Here is an 18,063-nt window from a genome sequence, read left to right on the forward strand (position 1 = left end):
GTTGTAAAACATGAATATAAAGCAATCGTTCAAACTTTTAGCTGTTTTTTTAAGTGTTTTATTTGTGTTGTTCCCGCTTCAAAAGGCATTCGCAGAAGTTATGGATCATACAAAGTATGAAATGGATTGGAGTTATAGTAAGTCAAAGAAGAAACCAATCCGAACAGAGCTTATTAAAACGGCAGATGGAAAAATTGCATTTTGCTTAAATGTAGATTTGAAATCTCCAAGTGGTCAAGATTTACCGGAAATGGGAAAAGTGGATATTAACGTGTATCGTGTACTATTAAATGGATATCCACAAAAGAGTCCGCAAGAATTAGGTGTTTCCGATTGGAGAGAAGCACATTACGCAACACAGCTTGCAGTATGGAATGCATTAAAGCAAATCGATATTAACGATTTAGATTTCCGTAATAAAAACGTAGAGAAAGTAACGAAAGACATAGTTGCAAAGGCAAATGCGAGTGAAGAGTTACAAGAAATTACGATGAGTGTAACTCCTACAGAAGAACAAGAAGCAGTATTAAAAAATGATTTCTTTGAAACAGGTTTATATACAGTAGAAACAAATGCAAAAAGCGGAACGTATAAAGTGCAAGCAACAGGTGCACCAGCTGGTGTGAAATTTGCAAATGAAAAAGGCGAAGCAAAAACAGAATTTAATGTAGGAGAAAAGTTCCGCATTTTAATTCCGAAACAAACACCAGCAGGTGGATTTAGCTTTAAAGTATCAGGGAATTTAACGAAATTACAAGGGATTGCGCATAAAGGAACACCAACAATTCAAAATGCAGTAGTATTACTTGAGCGTAGTGAAGAGAAAACAAGTCCGGAATTAGCGGTGAGTTGGAAAAAGTCTGAAGGACCACAGAAACCGAATAAACCGTATACTCCAAATGAGCCACATAAACCGAATCAAATTAAAAGATAGTATAAAAAGCATTGGCATTTGCCGGTGCTTTTTATATACATGGATTAGAAGGAATGGAAAATACGAAAGCATTGACAGAACAATTTAATGGTATGTTATTTGGGTATGATATACATGACGTATTCTTTAAAATTACCAAACAAGGTTTCGAAAGAATAGAAGGTATACAAGAGGTAAAAGCTTAAAAATAAAAAAGCTCGTAAAACATAATATTTTACGAGCTTTTTCTTATTATTCAGCTTCAGAAACTACTGTGAAGCGTTCGTTCACATGTTTTGGATTTTCGATTTCATCAAGTGCTGCTACTGCGAAGTCTTCGTAACTTACGTAGCTATCGCCTTTTGAGTTAACAAGAAGATTGTCTTTACCAGCTGTGTAAGAGCCAGTGCGTTTTCCTAATGCGAATAGTGCAGAAGGGCTGATGAATGTCCAAGTGATATCATTTGTTTGTTGCAAGATTTCTAAGTTTTTACCTTGGTTTTGAGCTGTTGCAAGGTATTCGCCCGGGAAACCTGGTGTATCAAATACACGTGTTGTTTTCTCTTCGTCTACAAATAAGCTTCCAGCTCCACCAACTACAAGTAATTTTGTATGTGGTGCACCTTTCACAGCTTCAATCAGTACATTTCCTGCATCTACGTGAAGATGCTCTTGTCCTGCTGGAGCACCGAAAGCATTTACAACTACATCGAATGCTTGTAGATCGTTAGATGTAAGAGCGAATACATCTTTCTCTAAAACTTTTACATTTTTTTCTGTAATTTTCGCAGCATTTCTTACAATTGCAGTAACTTCATGTCCACGATCTAATGCTTCTTTTAAAATACGGCTTCCAGCTTTACCAGTTGCTCCGATGATTCCGATTTTCATAATAAATCCCTCCAAAGTGTTTTGTTAAAGTGTATATCTGAAATGAATGAATGTAATGTAATTAGGTTAGTTACAACCTGATGTAACCATTATAGTTACAGTTATATATTTTTGTCAATGGTGTTGTTTATGAAATTATTTTTTGTTTTAGTATGCACAGCTACTGAAAGTGGAGTCATAAAAGAATGATGTATTTATGTAGATCAACCTAATATTTGGAAGTCGCAAGATGTCGAAAAATGTTGATTTTTGAATATTTTTTGAATATAATTCGATTTATGGAGAAAAGGAGGGGTTAATTGTATGAATATTTTAGATCAATTCGTTTCATCAACGAATACGATTCTTTGGTCATATGTTCTTATTGCAATGCTAATTGGTTTAGGGCTTTATTTTTCTGTTAAATTAAAATTCGTACAAATTACTCATTTAGGAGAAATGGTTCGATTAATGAGTGATGGACTAACTGGTAAGACACGTAAAAAGGGTAGCGTATCTTCTTTCCAAGCGTTCTGTATGAGTTCAGCAGCTCGTATTGGTATCGGAAACTTAGCTGGTGTAGCGTTAGCTATTTCTATGGGAGGACCCGGAGCTGTATTTTGGATGTGGGTTATTGCAATTATAGGGGCGTCTTCAAGTTTCGTGGAAAGTACGCTTGCGCAAATTTATAAAATAAAAGATGGCAGTGGCTTCCGTGGTGGTCCTGCTTATTATATGGAAAAAGGTTTAAATAAACGTTGGATGGGAATTTGGTTCTCTATTCTAATCACAATTAGTTACGGTTTAATTTTCAACTCAGTACAAGCGAATACAGTTACGTTAGCATTTGAGAATGCATTTGGTTTAGAGCGTTATGTTGTTGGGATTGTATTAGCGGTATTAGTTGCAGTTATTATTTTTGGTGGTGTGAAAAGTATTGCGCGTATGTCAGAAATGATTGTTCCGCCAATGGCACTTATTTATATTGCAGTAGCTATTTTCGTTGTTATTAAAAACTTCTATTTAATACCAGATGTATTTACAGAAATCTTTAAAGGTGCATTCGGTTTAGATTCAGCTGTAGGTGGCGGTATCGGTGCTGCAATGAAATTTGGTATTCAGCGCGGATTATTTGCGAACGAAGCAGGTATGGGTAGTGCGCCGAATGCGGCAGCAACAGCTGATGTAACGCATCCAGCGAAACAAGGTTTTATTCAAACAATCGGGGTTTTAGTAGATACATTTTTAGTATGTACATCAACAGCTTTTATCGTATTATGTTCTGGTGCATATAAAGCAACGAATTTAGAAGGTATTGAATTAACACAAAATGCATTAAGTTCACAAATCGGCCCATGGGCAAGTAGCTTCTTAGCGATTATTATTTTCTTATTTGCATTTAGTTCACTTCTAGGAAACTACTATTATGGTGAAACGAATATTGAATTCATTAAACAAAGTAAAGCTTGGTTAACAATTTACCGTATTGCGGTAGTTGCAATGGTATTATTCGGTTCTGTTGCGACGCTTAAAGTCGTATGGAACATGGCAGATTTATTTATGGGTCTAATGGTAATTACAAACTTAATTGCGATTACACTTCTTGGACGATTTGCGTATGCTGCGTTGGCAGACTATGTAAAGCAAAAGAAACAAGGAAAAGATCCAGTCTTCAGTGCAGATTCTATTCCGGGTTTAACGAATACAGAGTGTTGGGATAAGCCAGCGGTAACGGATAAAGAAAAAGCAGTGTAATGAAAAGGCGAGCATCGAGAGGAATTCGATGCTCGCCTTTTTTATTGTAGTAAATGATAAGAAGGGTGAAAGGTAATTATTAATATAATTTTTGTTTGTTCATTTCTCTCATTATTTGTAGGTAACGTACTGTTTTAAAAGTATGATTGGCCAAATGGGATGAGTGATTGAGTGTGGATAAATGCACGTATTGGTCATAGTTTTAAGCGGAAAACATATATGTGTTAATAAACCTAACGCATCCGTGTTACAAAACCTAACATAAAGTTCTTGATTACTAAAAGTTTTTAGAATATAATTTTCTTATTGTTAGGAAGAGGGGGCAATTCGATTATGGATTTTTTAGCTAAAGTAATTGGGGATGTAAATAATGTCCTTTGGTCATATATCATTATCGCGATGTTAATTGGATTAGGACTCTATTTTTCATTTCGTGTGAAATTTGTCCAAATTCGCTACTTCGGAGAAATGATTCGCCTACTTGGGGACGGGGCGAGTTCAAAGACAAGAAAAGCGCAAAAAGAAAAAAGCGGTGTATCATCATTCCAAGCATTTTGTATGAGTACAGCTTCTCGTGTAGGTACTGGTAACTTAGCTGGTGTAGCTATTGCAATCTCAGCAGGTGGTCCAGGTGCTGTATTTTGGATGTGGTTAATTGCGGTAATTGGGGGTGCTTCTGCGTTTGTAGAGAGCACATTAGCGCAAATTTATAAAGTAAAAGATGGGAACGCATTCCGTGGGGGCCCAGCGTATTATATGGAAAAGGGTTTAAAGAAACGCTGGTTAGGTGTTGTTTTCTCTGTTCTAATAACAGTGAGTTTTGGATTGATTTTTAATGCAGTGCAGTCAAACACAGTTGCGGCAGCTTTTGATGGCGCATTTAAAATGGATAGTAGACTTGTAGGTCTGTTTATGGCTGGTTTACTTGCAATCATTATTTTCGGTGGGGTTAAGCGAATTGCACGTGCAGTTGAAATGATTGTTCCGGTAATGGCAATTATATATGTAGCAGTTGCATTATTCGTTGTTGTAACAAACATTACGGCAATTCCGTATGTATTTAAAGAAATCTTCTTACATGCATTCGGAATTAAAGAAGTAGTTGGTGGGGGATTAGGAGCTGCGATTTTACTAGGAGTAAAACGTGGATTATTCTCAAATGAAGCTGGTATGGGTAGTGCACCGAACGCAGCAGCGACTGCGAACGTAACGCACCCAGTTAAACAAGGTTTTATTCAAACTTTAGGGGTATTTACAGATACATTATTAATTTGTAGTTGTACAGCGTTCATCATTTTATTATCTGATGTACCTGGTGCAGCTGATTTAAATGGAATTCAATTAACGCAACAAGCGTTAAGCCAACATATCGGACCGTGGGCATCTGTATTTGTAGCGGTTGCAATCTTCTTGTTTGCATTCAGCTCATTAGTAGGTAACTACTACTATGGTGAAACAAATATTGAGTTCTTAAATGGAAGTAAAGTGTTATTAACGGCATACCGCATTGCTGTACTTGGTATGGTTATGTTAGGGTCTGTAGCAACAATTCAAATCGTTTGGGACTTAGCAGATTTATTTATGGGGATTATGGCTGTTATTAACTTAGTGGCAATTGTATTCCTTTCAAAGTACGCTTTCGCAGCGTTATCAGATTACGTAAAGCAAAAGAAACAAGGAAAAGATCCAGTCTTTTATGCGGAGTCTATTCCAGGGTTGAACACAGAGTGTTGGGATAAGCCGGAAGTAGCAGAGAAAGAAAAAGCTGTATAATAAAGTGAAACTTTAATCAGTGGGAGTTTTACTGCCCGGCAAATAGCGGATAAAAGATGGAACGAGCATCAGTGAAATTTGATGCTCGTTTTTTGTGTAGTTATAAAATAGGAGAAAGGGGCAAAAGACGAACATTAATGAGGGTTTTATAATAAAATGTAATTTTTTTTAGAAAAGTGCGGATATGAGTTGGGATTTATGATAGAATGGAAAATGCCTTTGAGACAAGAGGTTTTATGATTTTTCATATCCAGTAAAGTGTTTTGGTGGAGAAATGGAAAGTTCGGATTATTTCTTGTTTTGAATGGTCAGACGTTCAACGTTAATGAAGAGTTAAATGGAGGATTTTATTAATGAAGTTTGTTATGTTTCTTGTAGGATTACTCGTTGTATTCGTACTCGGTTTTCTTATAAGTGCCGATCGAAAGAAGATTAAGTATAAACCAATCGCACTCATGCTTGTAATTCAGTTAGCATTATCGTATTTCTTATTAAATACGCAAGTGGGTTATATTTTAGTAAAAGGAATTTCAGATGGATTTGGCGCACTTCTTGGGTATGCGGAAGCTGGAATCGTTTTCGTATTTGGTGGCCTTGTTAATAAAGGAGAAGTTTCATTCTTCTTAACTGCATTATTACCAATCGTATTCTTCGCAGTATTAATCGGAATTTTACAACACTTTAAGATTTTACCGATATTTATTCGTGCTATTGGTACTTTGTTAAGTAAAGTAAATGGTTTAGGGAAATTAGAATCGTATAATGCAGTAGCAGCTGCAATTGTTGGACAAGCGGAAGTATTTATTACAGTAAAAGATCAATTAAGTAAAATCCCAAAACATCGTTTATATACATTATGTGCATCTTCAATGTCAACAGTATCGATGTCAATCGTTGGTTCTTATATGAAAATGATCGAGCCAAAATATGTAGTAACAGCACTTGTATTAAATTTATTTAGTGGTTTCATTATTATTCATATTATTAACCCGTACGATATTACGGAAGAAGAAGATACACTGAAGTTAGAAAATAAGAAAAAGCAATCATTCTTTGAAATGTTAAGCGAATATATTATGCTTGGTTTCACGATTGCAATTACGGTAGCAGCAATGTTACTTGGTTTCGTAGCATTAATTACAGCAATCAATAGCTTGTTTGATTCAGTGTTCGGTATTACATTCCAAGCTATTTTAGGATATATTTTCTCACCATTAGCATTCGTAATGGGTATCCCGCAAGCAGAGATGGTAACAGCGGGACAAATTATGGCAACAAAATTAGTATCAAACGAGTTTGTTGCGATGCTTGATCTTGGCAAAGTAGCTGGTGATTTATCAGCTCGTACAGTAGGTGTTCTTTCTGTATTCCTTGTATCATTTGCGAACTTCTCATCAATTGGAATTATCGCAGGTGCAACGAAAGGTATCGATGAAAACCAATCAAATGTTGTATCATCATTCGGTTTACGTCTTGTGTATGGTGCGACATTAGTAAGTATATTATCAGCGATTATCGTTGGTGTTATGCTATAAAGTGAAACTTTAATCAGTGGGGGGCTTCATCCCCCAGTGATTATTAGTTGAACCAATCGGGCATTTACGGGCAGTTGATCCCTCACCTAACTTCTTTGCTTTCGCTGCATTTTGAGGTGGGATCTTACTGCCAGTTAATGCGGGATAAAAAGGATGGTTCTAGCTCATAGCTAGGGCCGTTTTTTATGGTTAATTTACATAAAAAAACCAATTAATTAGGAATATATTAACATATGAAAATCTTTTAAAATTTATATTGCATTTCTTCTAGATAACGCTTACAATTTGATTTGTAGGTGGTATCAATTTCAGACTTTTAATACGGTAGGAGAGAAGAGGCTACCTTTTATAAATTGCAATTTATGTAAACGCTTACTGATTTTAGATAACAGTTGAATAGTATTTAGGGGTTTTAAATTTTTTTAACAACAATGGTCAGACGTCATTCGTTATACGTTATACGACCAATAACTCGTGGGAGAAGTGGAGGATTCACATATGAAAATAGTAATGTTTCTAGTTGGTTTACTTGTCGTGTTTGTACTAGGTTTCCTTATAAGTTCAGATCGTAAGAAAATTAAATATAAGCCAATTGCACTTATGCTTGTGATTCAATTGGTACTTGCGTATTTCTTATTAAATACAAAGGTCGGATTTGTATTAGTAAAAGGGATTGCAGATGGATTTGGCGCTATTTTAAAATTTGCGGAAGCTGGGGTTAATTTCGTATTTGGTGGTTTAGCAAACGATGGACAAGCACCATTCTTCTTAACAGTATTATTACCAATTATTTTCTTAGCAGTATTAATCGGGATCCTGCAACATATTAAAGTTTTACCGATTATCATTCGTGCAGTCGGTTTCGTATTAAGTAAAATCAACGGTTTAGGAAAACTAGAATCATATAATGCGGTAGCAGCTGCAATTGTTGGTCAAGGTGAAGTATTTATTACAGTAAAAGATCAATTAAGCAAATTACCGAAAAATCGTTTATACACACTTTGTGCATCTTCAATGTCAACAGTATCAATGTCAATCGTCGGTTCTTATATGAAAATGATTGATCCAAAATATGTAGTAACAGCACTTGTATTAAACTTATTTAGTGGATTCATTATCGTTCATATTATCAATCCATATGAAGTGAAAGAAGAAGACGATATTTTAGAATTACAAGAAGATAAGAAACAAACATTCTTTGAAATGTTAGGCGAATATATTATGCTTGGTTTCTCTATCGCTGTAACAGTAGCGGCGATGTTAATCGGTTTCGTAGCATTAATTACAGCAATTAACGGTGTATTCGATTCAATTTTCGGAATCACATTCCAAAGCATTTTAGGATATATCTTCTCACCATTAGCATTCGTAATGGGTATTCCAACATCAGAGATGCTAGCAGCGGGACAAATTATGGCAACAAAATTAGTAACGAACGAATTCGTTGCAATGCTTGACCTTGGAAAAGTAGCTGGTGATTTATCAACTCGTACAGTAGGTATTTTATCTATCTTCCTTGTATCATTTGCGAACTTCTCATCTATTGGAATTATCGCAGGTGCAACAAAGAGTATCGATGGCAAACAAGCAAATGTTGTATCATCATTCGGACTAAAACTTGTATACGGTGCAACGTTAGTAAGTATATTATCAGCGATTATTGTTGGGGTTATGCTTTAATAAATTAAGAAAAGCAATGAGCGTAGGCTCATTGCTTTTTTTGTTTAACTTGCTTTATCCAAGTCTTTTTTAAATCGTGGTCTCTCTAAATAAGTTCCCATTCTCCACGCATATTCTATAGGGCCCATTCGGTATTTCTGTAGCCAATAGGTGCTAACGAATAATTGAATTGTATAAATTCCAATGGTCAAAAGAATACCGAAGAAATATCCGATTTTACCGAATAAGCCAAAGCCGTATGCGTAAAAAATTGTTGTTGTGATAATGGATTGAGCTAAGTAATTACTAACCGACATTTTCCCCATATTCGCCATATATGTTAGTAAGCGCGATGCTTTTTTGTAATGGAATAATAAAATAATGGTGCTTCCGTAAAAGAATGTCATGGTTACTGATGTAAGGCCATCTTGTAACATAATTAAAATTGGATGCTTTACGAACACGGCTAAGATTTTAATTGTAAAAGAGAAAATACCAGTGATAAGCCAAATCTTTTTGATAGAAGGTATGTGTTTATCAATCTCAAATAGCCAGCCCTTTTTTCCTACATACATTCCGAGTAAGAAAAGTGGGGACATAAAAATTATTGCGAAAATTGATATGAAAACTAGTCCGAAGAAACCGTTAATCCCAATATAATCGAAAGGACTTTCAGTTAACCTAAAGTTGACATGATCCATATAGCTTCCAGTTTCATGAACTTTATGCTCTTTTTCAATATAAGGAGCAAAATCATTAATATTTGTATTTGGATCAGTTTGATAAGACATAAGTGTAATGAGTGCGAGTAGAATAGTTGCCCAAATCAATAATGTTTTTGGTTTTCTATTTATAAACATCATTAAGAAAATCCCGATAAGTCCGTATGCAAATAAAATATCTCCGGACCAAATAAAGGTACCGTGAATGGAACCTAGTAGTAAAAGAATGCTAATACGTCTTATATATGTGGGGAAAAACTTTTTTCCTTTTGCGATAATACTTTTTTGTAACAAAATAATGCTAAGCCCAAATAAAAAAGAGAATAGGGAAATGATATTTTGTGTGCCGAAAAATTGAATAAACCAATTAGCACTTTCATCGAGTTTTCCGAAAATATAAGTGGGTTTTTCATTAGCGAATAACCCGAATTGAATTAATGTTATATTAACAAGTAAAATGCCAAATAAAGCGAAACCACGAATTGCATCAACAGCTTCTACACGTTGATTCATTTTTTCTCTCCTCACATATTGTTTTATCCCGCATTAACCAGCAGTAAGACTCCCACCTCAAAATTTGGCGGGGCAAAGAGGTTGGGTGGGAGATCAACTGCCCGTAAAGGCCCGATTAGTTGAACTTTATATTGAAGATAATACCATTCCTTAACTGGTTCTATGTCAAATGCTAGGAAATTTAAGGTGATTTTAAGATAGAAAGCAAATAAAAAAATCACCTTAATACATGCATTAAGGTGATTAAAATACTACTCAGCTGGAGGCGTAAATGTACGTTTCTCTAATTCAGCATCTAGCATAAATAGCGCGTTTGAATCGCTTGTAATACGTTTTAATTTTTGAATGATGCTATCGAATGAAGCTTCTTCTTCTACTTGCTCATCAACGAACCATTTTAAGAATGTAATTGTTGCATGCTCACGCTCATCCCAAGCAATATCAGATAAGTGATAAATACGTTTCGTTACTTCACGCTCGTGCTCAAGTGCGACTTCAAAAGCGTTCAATACAGATTCGTATTCGTTATTTGGATTATCGAATCCAGTAATAATAGCGCGCTCACCGCGGTCGTTAATATAGTTGTAAAGCTTCATTGCGTGGAAACGCTCTTCTTCAGCTTGTACAAGGAAAAAGTTAGCGAATCCATCATAGCTCTCAGCTGTACAGTAAGCAGCCATTGCCATATAGGCGTGGGCAGAGTAAAATTCAAAGTTCATTTGTTCATTTAATGCGTCATGCAATTTTTTAGATAACATAAAATCCCCCTTAGTATTGTGACAAGAATATTATACCATAATTGATAATATTCTCATTTGAGTGCTTCGAACCTTTTCGAAAGCTTTGTGACGTGTGCGTCCATAATGTCTTGTAAATCCAAATCATATTTTTGCGAAAGAATAATAAGGTTAGATAGTACATCACCAAGTTCTTCTTTTAGTTCTTGTTTTAGCTCTTCTTCTGTTTTCGCATCTTCATCAGGACGATCGCGGCCGATTTCAATAGCGCGAACAACTCGTGAAACTTCTCCAACTTCTTCAGTTAAGAAATTTAAGCGAATAAAGGCATTATACTGTGACCAGCTTCGTTTTTCGTAAAATTCCTCAACCCATCTTTGAAATGCAACGATATCCATTTCTTCCTCATCTCCTCAATATGTTGTACAATGTCAATTGTATCATAACAATATATAGTTTCGGGGTGTAGGAATGAGAAAGATTTGTGTGTTTGCAGGTTCCAATTTAGGGGAGAGACCAGAGTTTAAAGAGCAGGCAATCCAGTTAGGGAAAATGTTTGTTGAGAACGACTATGAGCTCGTATACGGTGGTTCATGCGTTGGATTAATGGGAGAAGTAGCAAACGAAGTTCTTCGTTTAGGCGGACGTGTAACAGGTGTTATGCCGCGTGGTCTATTTCGAGGAGAAATCGTACATACAGGATTAACAGAATTAATTGAAGTAGAAACGATGCATGAGCGCAAGGCGAAAATGGCAGAGCTTGCGGATGCCTTCATTGCATTACCAGGCGGATATGGAACGTTTGAAGAGCTCTTTGAAGTAGTATGTTGGTCACAAATTGGTATACATAATAAGCCGGTTGGTTTATTGAACATAAAAGACTTTTACGGACCAATTTTGCAAATGGTTGAACGGGCAGCAGAAGAAGGCTTTATGAATCCATCGAATAAAGAGTTAATTGTTTCCGCTGAGACGGCAGATAAACTAATTCATGAAATCCAAAATTACGAGCGTCCTGTCTTGGGGACGAAGTGGAAGCAATTATCATAGTACGTTTTTATAGCGATTTATAGAAACATATGTCTTTTTCATCGTAAAAAGACATGTGTTTTTAATTTAGTTAAATATATTAATGTTATAATATATAGTTTTTCGGAAAGGAGAAATAGATGGAGGAGTTTGTGTATTTACGTCCTGTTTTTAAAAGTATTTTAGCAGCGTCTATTCTTGTTATGCTAATTGTTTTAAGACAGAAGAAAGAGCTGATTAATGAGTTTTCGCTTTGGTTTATTTCGATATTGTGTGTTGGTGTTTCAGCGATAACATTGTTTATGTCTGGATTTATCGTTGATGAGTATAGTCTAGGTGGAGATGGACAGAGTTTTAGCATGTTTATTGCAATTGGCTGTATTAGTGGTCTGAATTTCATTATTTATTACAGAAGGCAATAAAAAGAGGCATTCCATATTACTTTGGAATGCCTTTATCATTTTGATTACTTTGTTTTTTATACAGGTACCAGCCACCCCAGCCGCCACCAATTGCTACAACAACGAGGAAAGCATAGTCTTTAACCTCGACACGTATATTGAAAATATTAGCTATAAGTAAGACGATTCCAACTGTTATTAACGCAAAAAATGCTCTAATTAAGTAGTCTTTCAACTGAACCACTCCCGCCATTTAAGTAGTAAATGATGAATTTGGAAAAGCTTTTTGGATCTATTTTACTAAAAGGTGTTTCCTATATTTTAACATAGATGAGATTGTAATATATTGATAAAAGTAGGGCGAGGGGTGTGTTAATATTGTCGTGATTTGTCGGTAAATTGATATCCTTTGTCGAATCGTTGATATATTGCTTGTAATGACCGATATAATGAAAAAATCGTTGATATATTGCGAGTTATGATCGATATATTTGAAAAATCGTTGATATAATTTCGTGTACCGTTAAATGCAACCATTACATAAAAAAGCGACTCTGAAAGAGTCGCTTCTGCTTTTACATAATATCCAGCTCCGGTAGCTAGAATGTTCGGTGGCTTCGCTTTTTCCTGCGAGGTAAAGAGCGCCTCTACGTCAAAAGCTCCATCCCCCTCACATTCTGAGCAAGCTACCTCCGCTTTAAAATCTATTATTGATTCAAGAATGCGCGTAGCATCCAAGCGTGTTTTTCTAGTTCTGTGTAGATGCCTAGTAGTAGGTCAGATGTCATTTCATCGTCAGAGTCTTGAGCGATTTCCATGCCTTTTTTCAGTTCGACTAGCATCATTTCGTAGTCTTTCATGATTGCTTCGACCATCCCTTCTGCAGTTTCTCCGTAAGCTGCTTCTTGAATAGAAGATAGTTCTAAGTATTCTTTCATTGTTGCTACTGGTTTGCCGCCAATTGCTAAAATGCGTTCTGCAATTTCATCGATGTGAGTAGCTGATTCTGTGTAAAGTTCTTCGAATTTCTCGTGTAATGTGAAGAATTGAGGTCCTTTTACGTACCAATGGAAGTTGTGTAATTTTGTAAATAAAACGCTCCAGTCTGCTACTTGTTTGTTTAATACTTCGATTACTTGTTTGTTCATTATGATCAATCTCCTTTTGAGTTGTTATGTTATATCAATTACTAATTTATAATTATTATAATCTAGTAATTTGTATAAATCAACCCTTTTGCTGGAATTAATTTGAACAAATTATGAACTGTTGTAAATAAAAGGCCCTATTACGGTGAAGTAATAGGGCCTTTGTTTGTTAAACAGCTTTTTGTTTTTCTTCTACATCCTGTCCATCCCAGCACTCTGTATTCTTTAAGCCAGGGATAGAGTTTGCAAGGAAGACAGGATCTTTACCTTGTTTCTTTTGCTTAATGTAGTCTACTAATGCTGCATAGGCAAATTTGCTAAGGAATGAGATGGCAATTAAGTTTGTGAATACCATTAGTCCCATGAATAAATCAGCTAAACTCCAAACTGTTTTAAGAGCAGCGATTGATCCGAAGAATACCATTCCGACAACTGCAACACGATAAATCATTAACCATGTTTTGCTTTCTTTAATGAATGCGATATTTGTTTCACCATAATAGTAGTTTCCTAGTAAAGAGCTGAAAGCGAAGAGGAAAATAATAATCGCTAAGAAAGTGCTTGCCCACGGTCCAATTTGTGAACTTAATGCTTGCTGTGTTAATTCAATACCTTCTAAATTTGATCCTTTGTAAAGTCCAGAACATAATACGATAAACGCTGTTGATGTACATACTAAGAATGTATCTACGAAAACACCTAATGCTTGAACAAGTCCTTGTTTTACAGGATGAGATACATCAGATGTTGCTGCTGCATTAGGAGAGCTCCCCATACCTGCTTCTGTCGCGAATAAACCGCGTTGGATTCCGAACTTGATAGCTGCTCCAATACCACCAGCGATGGCTTGGTCTAAACCGAATGCACCGTTAAAGATTTCCATGAAAATGCTTGGTAACATATTGAAGTTGTTAATCACGACAAAAATAGCCACACCAATATAAACAATTGCCATTGGGGGAACAATCATTTCTGTAATGCGTGAAATGCTCTTAATACCGCCAAAAATAATAACTGCAACTAGTAAAGCTAGTAGAGCTCCTACGATCGTTCGCTCTAATCCGAAAGCATTTTCAAACGCTATTGTTACTGTATTTGCTTGTACTGAATTGAAAATTAATCCGTACGCAACTGTAATGAGAAGTGAAAACCAGACACCCATCCAGCGTTTGTTTAACCCTTTTTCCATGTAATATGCGGGTCCACCACGGAATCTACTTCCATCTTTTACTTTATAAATTTGCGCGAGCGTACATTCTACAAAACTAGTAGCTGCTCCAAGGATGGCGATAAACCACATCCAAAATATTGCACCAGGTCCTCCCATTGAAATTGCTAATGCTACACCAGCTAAGTTCCCGATACCAATGCGAGCGGCTGCACTTAAGCAAAATGCTTGGAATGGAGAGATGCTATCTTTCTTTTTTTCTTTTCGATTAAACCCTTTACTAATTAAACTGACCATCTCACTGAAATGAGTAATTTGGACAAATTTTAATTTGAAAGAGAAATAAAGACCGAAGCCGATTAACATTGCAATAAGAATATATGACCATAAAATATTATTCGTTACCTCAAGGAACCTGCTAAAGATATCAACCATATAATACACTTCCTTTTTTCCGTAATAAGAAAATTATATGCAAAAAATATACTAGAATCAATTTTTCTAAAAAATGATGTTACTTAAATGTATTTTATGTTATGATTATGTTACATAATAATATTTTTAGAATTATTTACATTTTAAAAAACTAAATGTAAAGCGAGAAAGTGGGGATAATTTGAAAGAAGAAACTTTATTGAAAGTAAGCCTTAAGAGTTTAAAAATGAGAAGCAATGTATTTTTTATCGTTACATCTTCAAGTATTTTTCTAGGGGCCACTTATTATTACAATAAAAGATTTCCAAATCATAAGTATCCGGAGTGGTTAGAATTTCTAAAATTGGTTGGATGAACAAAAGACTGAAAAACAGAAAATTCAAATAAAATTGTTGAGGAGGAGCTAAATATGAATATTAGAGAAAGTGAACTTCCAGGTATTGGGTATAAATTTCAAATCGTTACGAAAGGTAACGAAAAAATGGTGATTGTGATCCATGATGACGGACGTAGAGAAATGTATCATTTTGATTCAGACCATGAAGAAAGTATTTCTAGTATTTCATTACGTGACTCAGAAGCAAGACAAGTTGCAGCAATATTAGGTGGAATGGTATATAAGCCTAGGGCATTAGAAAATGTTGAGATGGTCTTTGAAGGTTTAGCGATTGAGTGGTTTAAAGTGGAGAATGCAGCTCCAGCAATCGGAAAAACAATTGGTGATCTTGAAATAAGAAAAACGTATAGCGTAACGATAATTGCAGTTATGAAAAAGAATATGAAAAAGCTATTTAATCCAGGACCAGAAACAGTAATTGAAGAAGGCGATATGCTAGTAGTTTCAGGTGAGAGAGAAGAAATTAAAAAAATTATTAATGAGTTACTTTCGAATAGGGGGACTGACTAGATGGATACTTTAATTTTTGAAGTTGGTACAGCTTTAGTTCTAGTGGCAATTGCGGCAGTAATCGCTGGAAAGTTTAAGTTCTCAGTAATTCCTTTTCTAATTGTTCTTGGCATGTTAGTAGGTCCACACGCACCGACAATAGGTGTTATCGATCTCAAATTTATTGAAAGTGCAAGTGTAATATCCTTCCTTGGAAGAATTGGTGTTCTGTTCCTTCTCTTCTATCTAGGGCTAGAATTTTCGATGAAGAAACTAATTAAATCCGGACGTTCTATTGCGATTGGTGGAACAATCTATATTCTAATTAATTTTTCACTTGGATTATTATACGGGTTTATCATGGGATTCCCATTACTAGAAATCTTAATTATTGCGGGTATTATTACGATTTCTTCTAGTGCCATCGTTGCGAAAGTATTAGTGGATTTAAGAAGAACTGGTAATAATGAAACCGAACTAATTTTAGGAATTATTATGTTTGAAGATATATTCCTTGCTGTATATTTATCAGTCGTTTCTGGTTTAGTACTTGGGGATCATGCTTCCTTCTTAGGTGCTCTTACTTCAATTGGAATTGCTTTAGGATATATGCTTCTATTCTTTATTGTGGCTAGAAAAGCAACGCCGTTATTAAATAAATTGCTCAATATTAGTTCAGATGAAATCTTTATTATTGTAGTATTTGCTTCGTTATTCTTCATCGCTGGTTTTTCAGAAACAATTCACGTTGCAGAAGCAATCGGAGCACTTCTTTTAGGATTAGTTTTCTCTGAGACAGAGCATAGTGATCGAATTGAACATCTTGTTGTTCCATTTAGAGACTTTTTCGGAGCAATTTTCTTCTTCAGCTTCGGGTTAAGTATCGATCCGTTCTCATTAGGCGGGGCAATATGGTTAACGCTAGGTGCGGTACTTCTTACGATAATCGGTAACTTTGTAGCAGGGATGATTGCAGGAAGACAAGCTGGATTATCTCATAAAGCTTCTACAAATATTGGATTAACAATCGTTTCAAGGGGAGAATTCTCCATCATTATGGCTAATATCGGTATCGCTGGTGGTTTAATGTCAGTGTTAAAACCATTCTCAGCACTATACGTGCTTATACTATCCATCTTAGGTCCACTTCTGACAAAAGAGTCAAAGAATGTATATAAATTTTTAAATAAAATCTTTAAGTGGGATACGAAGACTAACTAAATTTTAAAAAATAAAAGTACAAGATACTTACTGCTTGTACTTTTATTTTTGGTAACGAAAACAGTAAAGAGAGGTAAATGATGTTAGGAGAGTTGATTCATTCAGTTTTAGTTTTTCTAGAAGGACTTGGTTATTGGGGAATTATGCTTGGATTGATGTTAGAAGTTATTCCGAGTGAAATTGTATTGTCTTATGCAGGCTATTTAGTATCAACAGGAAGCATTACATTTTGGGGCGCTGTTGCGTTCGGGACAATTGGCGGTGTAATCGCACAACTATTTATTTATTGGATTGGTCGATACGGAGGAAGACCTGTTCTTGAGCGATATGGAAAATATATTTTAATTCAGAAGAAGCATATTGATTATGCTGAAGATTGGTTTAATCGTTATGGAACTGGCGTTATCTTTACGGCACGTTTTATTCCTGTTGTGCGTCATGCGATTTCGATACCAGCTGGTATTGCGAAAATGTCACATGCTAAGTTTATTACGCTAACTACATTAGCTGTTATTCCATGGTCAATTGTGTTTGTATATTTAGGATTTAAATTAGGATCAGAGTGGGAAAACATTAATAAAGTAGCTGGGCCATATGTGAAATATTTTGCACTTGCTGCTATTGTTTGCGCAATTGGTTATTTTGTACTAAAAAAAATTATGAAAAAAAAGTAATTATGGAAAAGAACCTATACTAATATAGGTTCTTTTTATTGTCATTTTTCAAAGGGGGAAAGAGTATGTTTAATATTTACCATATTGTGGCATACATATAGAGAAAGAGAGCTTGGAAAGGGGAATAAAAAGAAATGGAACTCCAGTTTCAAAATGTATATCAACAGGTGGAGAATTGGTATGTGTTGGATTCGGAGCTTCCTTGGGATGTCAAAAGGATTAGAGAGGATTTATTTTCTCTTATTGAAGTATGTAAAACGCCAGTTATTTTTTGTGATACGTGTGATGCAAATCATGTACTTCTATCATTAGGGGAAGAGGAAGAGGAGTTTTTATTCCCCGTAGGTGGTTTTTATCATAAAGAAAAACAATTAATTTTCGTTTGTATGTGGGATGAGTATGAGCAAGTGCTTAAAACACTGCTGCATGAATTTCGCCATGCGATGCAACATAAGAGAGAAGTATTGTATGTTGGAAGTGAATCGTATGAAGAGAGATGGATTGAGAAAGATGCGAGGAAGTTCGCGGAGAGGAAATTAGATGAATATAAAAATAGAAAATTGATGTAAGCATAGTGGAGAAATAGCGCTATGCTTTCTTTGTTACTTACTAAAAATAAGTAAT

At 35.4% G+C, this 18,063-nt stretch carries 20 protein-coding genes; 12 read left to right on the plus strand and 8 right to left on the minus strand.

Translation table 11 applies throughout. The features are described from left to right. Nucleotides 1-10: 10 nt before the first annotated feature. Nucleotides 11-934 (plus strand): thioester domain-containing protein, encoded by a 924-nt coding sequence (locus ACS2MN_RS20620; RefSeq protein ID WP_001022547.1) that lies wholly within the window; start codon nt 11-13, stop codon nt 932-934. Nucleotides 935-945: 11 nt separating this feature from the next. Next, nucleotides 946-1,119 (plus strand): enterotoxin, encoded by a 174-nt coding sequence (locus ACS2MN_RS20625; RefSeq protein WP_224993125.1) that lies wholly within the window; start codon nt 946-948, stop codon nt 1,117-1,119. A gap of 46 nt (nt 1,120-1,165) precedes the next feature. Here the strand turns inward: ACS2MN_RS20625 and ACS2MN_RS20630 are convergent, their stop codons facing one another. Then, nucleotides 1,166-1,804: an NAD(P)-dependent oxidoreductase gene (locus ACS2MN_RS20630; protein WP_000689915.1), complete on the minus strand. Its 639-nt coding sequence runs from the start codon at nt 1,802-1,804 to the stop codon at nt 1,166-1,168. Nucleotides 1,805-2,107: 303 nt separating this feature from the next. Here ACS2MN_RS20630 and ACS2MN_RS20635 point away from each other — a divergent pair, with 303 nt between their 5' ends. The 4 genes from ACS2MN_RS20635 (at nt 2,108) to ACS2MN_RS20650 (ending at nt 8,526) form a co-directional block, all read left to right on the plus strand. Continuing rightward, nucleotides 2,108-3,538 (plus strand): alanine/glycine:cation symporter family protein, encoded by a 1,431-nt coding sequence (locus tag ACS2MN_RS20635; RefSeq protein ID WP_088055715.1) that lies wholly within the window; start codon nt 2,108-2,110, stop codon nt 3,536-3,538. Between the two features lie 333 nt (nt 3,539-3,871). Beyond that, entirely contained in the window at nt 3,872-5,311 is a 1,440-nt protein-coding gene (locus ACS2MN_RS20640; protein ID WP_346994800.1) for an alanine/glycine:cation symporter family protein, read from the plus strand. Nucleotides 5,312-5,664: 353 nt separating this feature from the next. Then, the gene (locus tag ACS2MN_RS20645; protein WP_000673858.1) at nt 5,665-6,846 is read left to right on the plus strand and encodes a NupC/NupG family nucleoside CNT transporter; all 1,182 of its coding nucleotides are present in this window, start codon (nt 5,665-5,667) and stop codon (nt 6,844-6,846) included. Nucleotides 6,847-7,344: 498 nt separating this feature from the next. Beyond that, nucleotides 7,345-8,526, plus strand: a complete 1,182-nt coding sequence (locus ACS2MN_RS20650; RefSeq protein WP_000706852.1) for a NupC/NupG family nucleoside CNT transporter — start codon at nt 7,345-7,347, stop codon at nt 8,524-8,526. Nucleotides 8,527-8,570: 44 nt separating this feature from the next. Here the strand turns inward: ACS2MN_RS20650 and ACS2MN_RS20655 are convergent, their stop codons facing one another. The 3 genes from ACS2MN_RS20655 to ACS2MN_RS20665 form a co-directional block, all read right to left on the minus strand. After that, on the minus strand, nt 8,571-9,740 hold the full coding sequence (locus ACS2MN_RS20655; protein WP_346994801.1) for a DUF418 domain-containing protein: 1,170 nt from the start codon (nt 9,738-9,740) through the stop codon (nt 8,571-8,573). Nucleotides 9,741-9,991: 251 nt separating this feature from the next. Then, on the minus strand, nt 9,992-10,498 hold the full coding sequence (locus ACS2MN_RS20660) for a ferritin (RefSeq protein WP_000949400.1): 507 nt from the start codon (nt 10,496-10,498) through the stop codon (nt 9,992-9,994). A 53-nt stretch (nt 10,499-10,551) separates the two neighbouring features. Beyond that, on the minus strand, nt 10,552-10,875 hold the full coding sequence (locus ACS2MN_RS20665) for a MazG nucleotide pyrophosphohydrolase domain-containing protein (protein ID WP_000355745.1): 324 nt from the start codon (nt 10,873-10,875) through the stop codon (nt 10,552-10,554). A gap of 88 nt (nt 10,876-10,963) precedes the next feature. Between ACS2MN_RS20665 and ACS2MN_RS20670 the strand changes: the two genes are divergently transcribed. After that, nucleotides 10,964-11,527 (plus strand): TIGR00730 family Rossman fold protein, encoded by a 564-nt coding sequence (locus ACS2MN_RS20670; protein WP_002039979.1) that lies wholly within the window; start codon nt 10,964-10,966, stop codon nt 11,525-11,527. 119 nt (nt 11,528-11,646) lie between these two features. Continuing rightward, complete coding sequence (locus ACS2MN_RS20675; RefSeq protein ID WP_000390906.1) at nt 11,647-11,928, plus strand: hypothetical protein; 282 nt, start codon at nt 11,647-11,649, stop codon at nt 11,926-11,928. Between the two features lie 16 nt (nt 11,929-11,944). On the opposite strand, the gene ACS2MN_RS20680 is transcribed toward ACS2MN_RS20675, so the two are convergent. The 4 genes from ACS2MN_RS20680 to ACS2MN_RS20695 all read right to left on the minus strand — a co-directional run bounded on the left by ACS2MN_RS20680 (nt 11,945) and on the right by ACS2MN_RS20695 (nt 14,658). Continuing rightward, nucleotides 11,945-12,142 carry a hypothetical protein gene (locus ACS2MN_RS20680; RefSeq protein ID WP_000656329.1) on the minus strand — a complete coding sequence of 66 codons (198 nt, stop codon included), beginning with the start codon at nt 12,140-12,142 and terminating at the stop codon, nt 11,945-11,947. Between the two features lie 137 nt (nt 12,143-12,279). After that, entirely contained in the window at nt 12,280-12,645 is a 366-nt protein-coding gene (locus ACS2MN_RS20685) for a hypothetical protein (protein WP_000340175.1), read from the minus strand. Further along, on the minus strand, nt 12,615-13,055 hold the full coding sequence (locus tag ACS2MN_RS20690) for a Dps family protein (RefSeq protein WP_001041895.1): 441 nt from the start codon (nt 13,053-13,055) through the stop codon (nt 12,615-12,617). Before ACS2MN_RS20690 ends, ACS2MN_RS20685 begins: the two co-directional genes overlap by 31 nt. A 169-nt stretch (nt 13,056-13,224) precedes the next feature. Continuing rightward, complete coding sequence (locus ACS2MN_RS20695; protein ID WP_000227602.1) at nt 13,225-14,658, minus strand: alanine/glycine:cation symporter family protein; 1,434 nt, start codon at nt 14,656-14,658, stop codon at nt 13,225-13,227. Nucleotides 14,659-15,067: 409 nt separating this feature from the next. Between ACS2MN_RS20695 and ACS2MN_RS20700 the strand changes: the two genes are divergently transcribed. The 4 genes from ACS2MN_RS20700 (at nt 15,068) to ACS2MN_RS20715 (ending at nt 18,008) form a co-directional block, all read left to right on the plus strand. Continuing rightward, nucleotides 15,068-15,565, plus strand: coding sequence for a cation:proton antiporter regulatory subunit (locus ACS2MN_RS20700; protein ID WP_001026079.1), 498 nt, complete (start codon nt 15,068-15,070; stop codon nt 15,563-15,565). Further along, nucleotides 15,566-16,765, plus strand: coding sequence for a cation:proton antiporter (locus ACS2MN_RS20705; protein ID WP_000380223.1), 1,200 nt, complete (start codon nt 15,566-15,568; stop codon nt 16,763-16,765). Between the two features lie 80 nt (nt 16,766-16,845). Continuing rightward, nucleotides 16,846-17,439, plus strand: a complete 594-nt coding sequence (locus tag ACS2MN_RS20710; RefSeq protein WP_000900207.1) for a DedA family protein — start codon at nt 16,846-16,848, stop codon at nt 17,437-17,439. Nucleotides 17,440-17,573: 134 nt separating this feature from the next. Then, complete coding sequence (locus ACS2MN_RS20715) at nt 17,574-18,008, plus strand: DUF3920 family protein (RefSeq protein ID WP_000422812.1); 435 nt, start codon at nt 17,574-17,576, stop codon at nt 18,006-18,008. The last annotated feature ends 55 nt before the right edge of the window (nt 18,009-18,063 follow it).

This window comes from Bacillus cereus group sp. BceL062 (genome assembly GCF_051780025.1).
Lineage (GTDB): Bacteria > Bacillota > Bacilli > Bacillales > Bacillaceae_G > Bacillus_A > Bacillus_A toyonensis.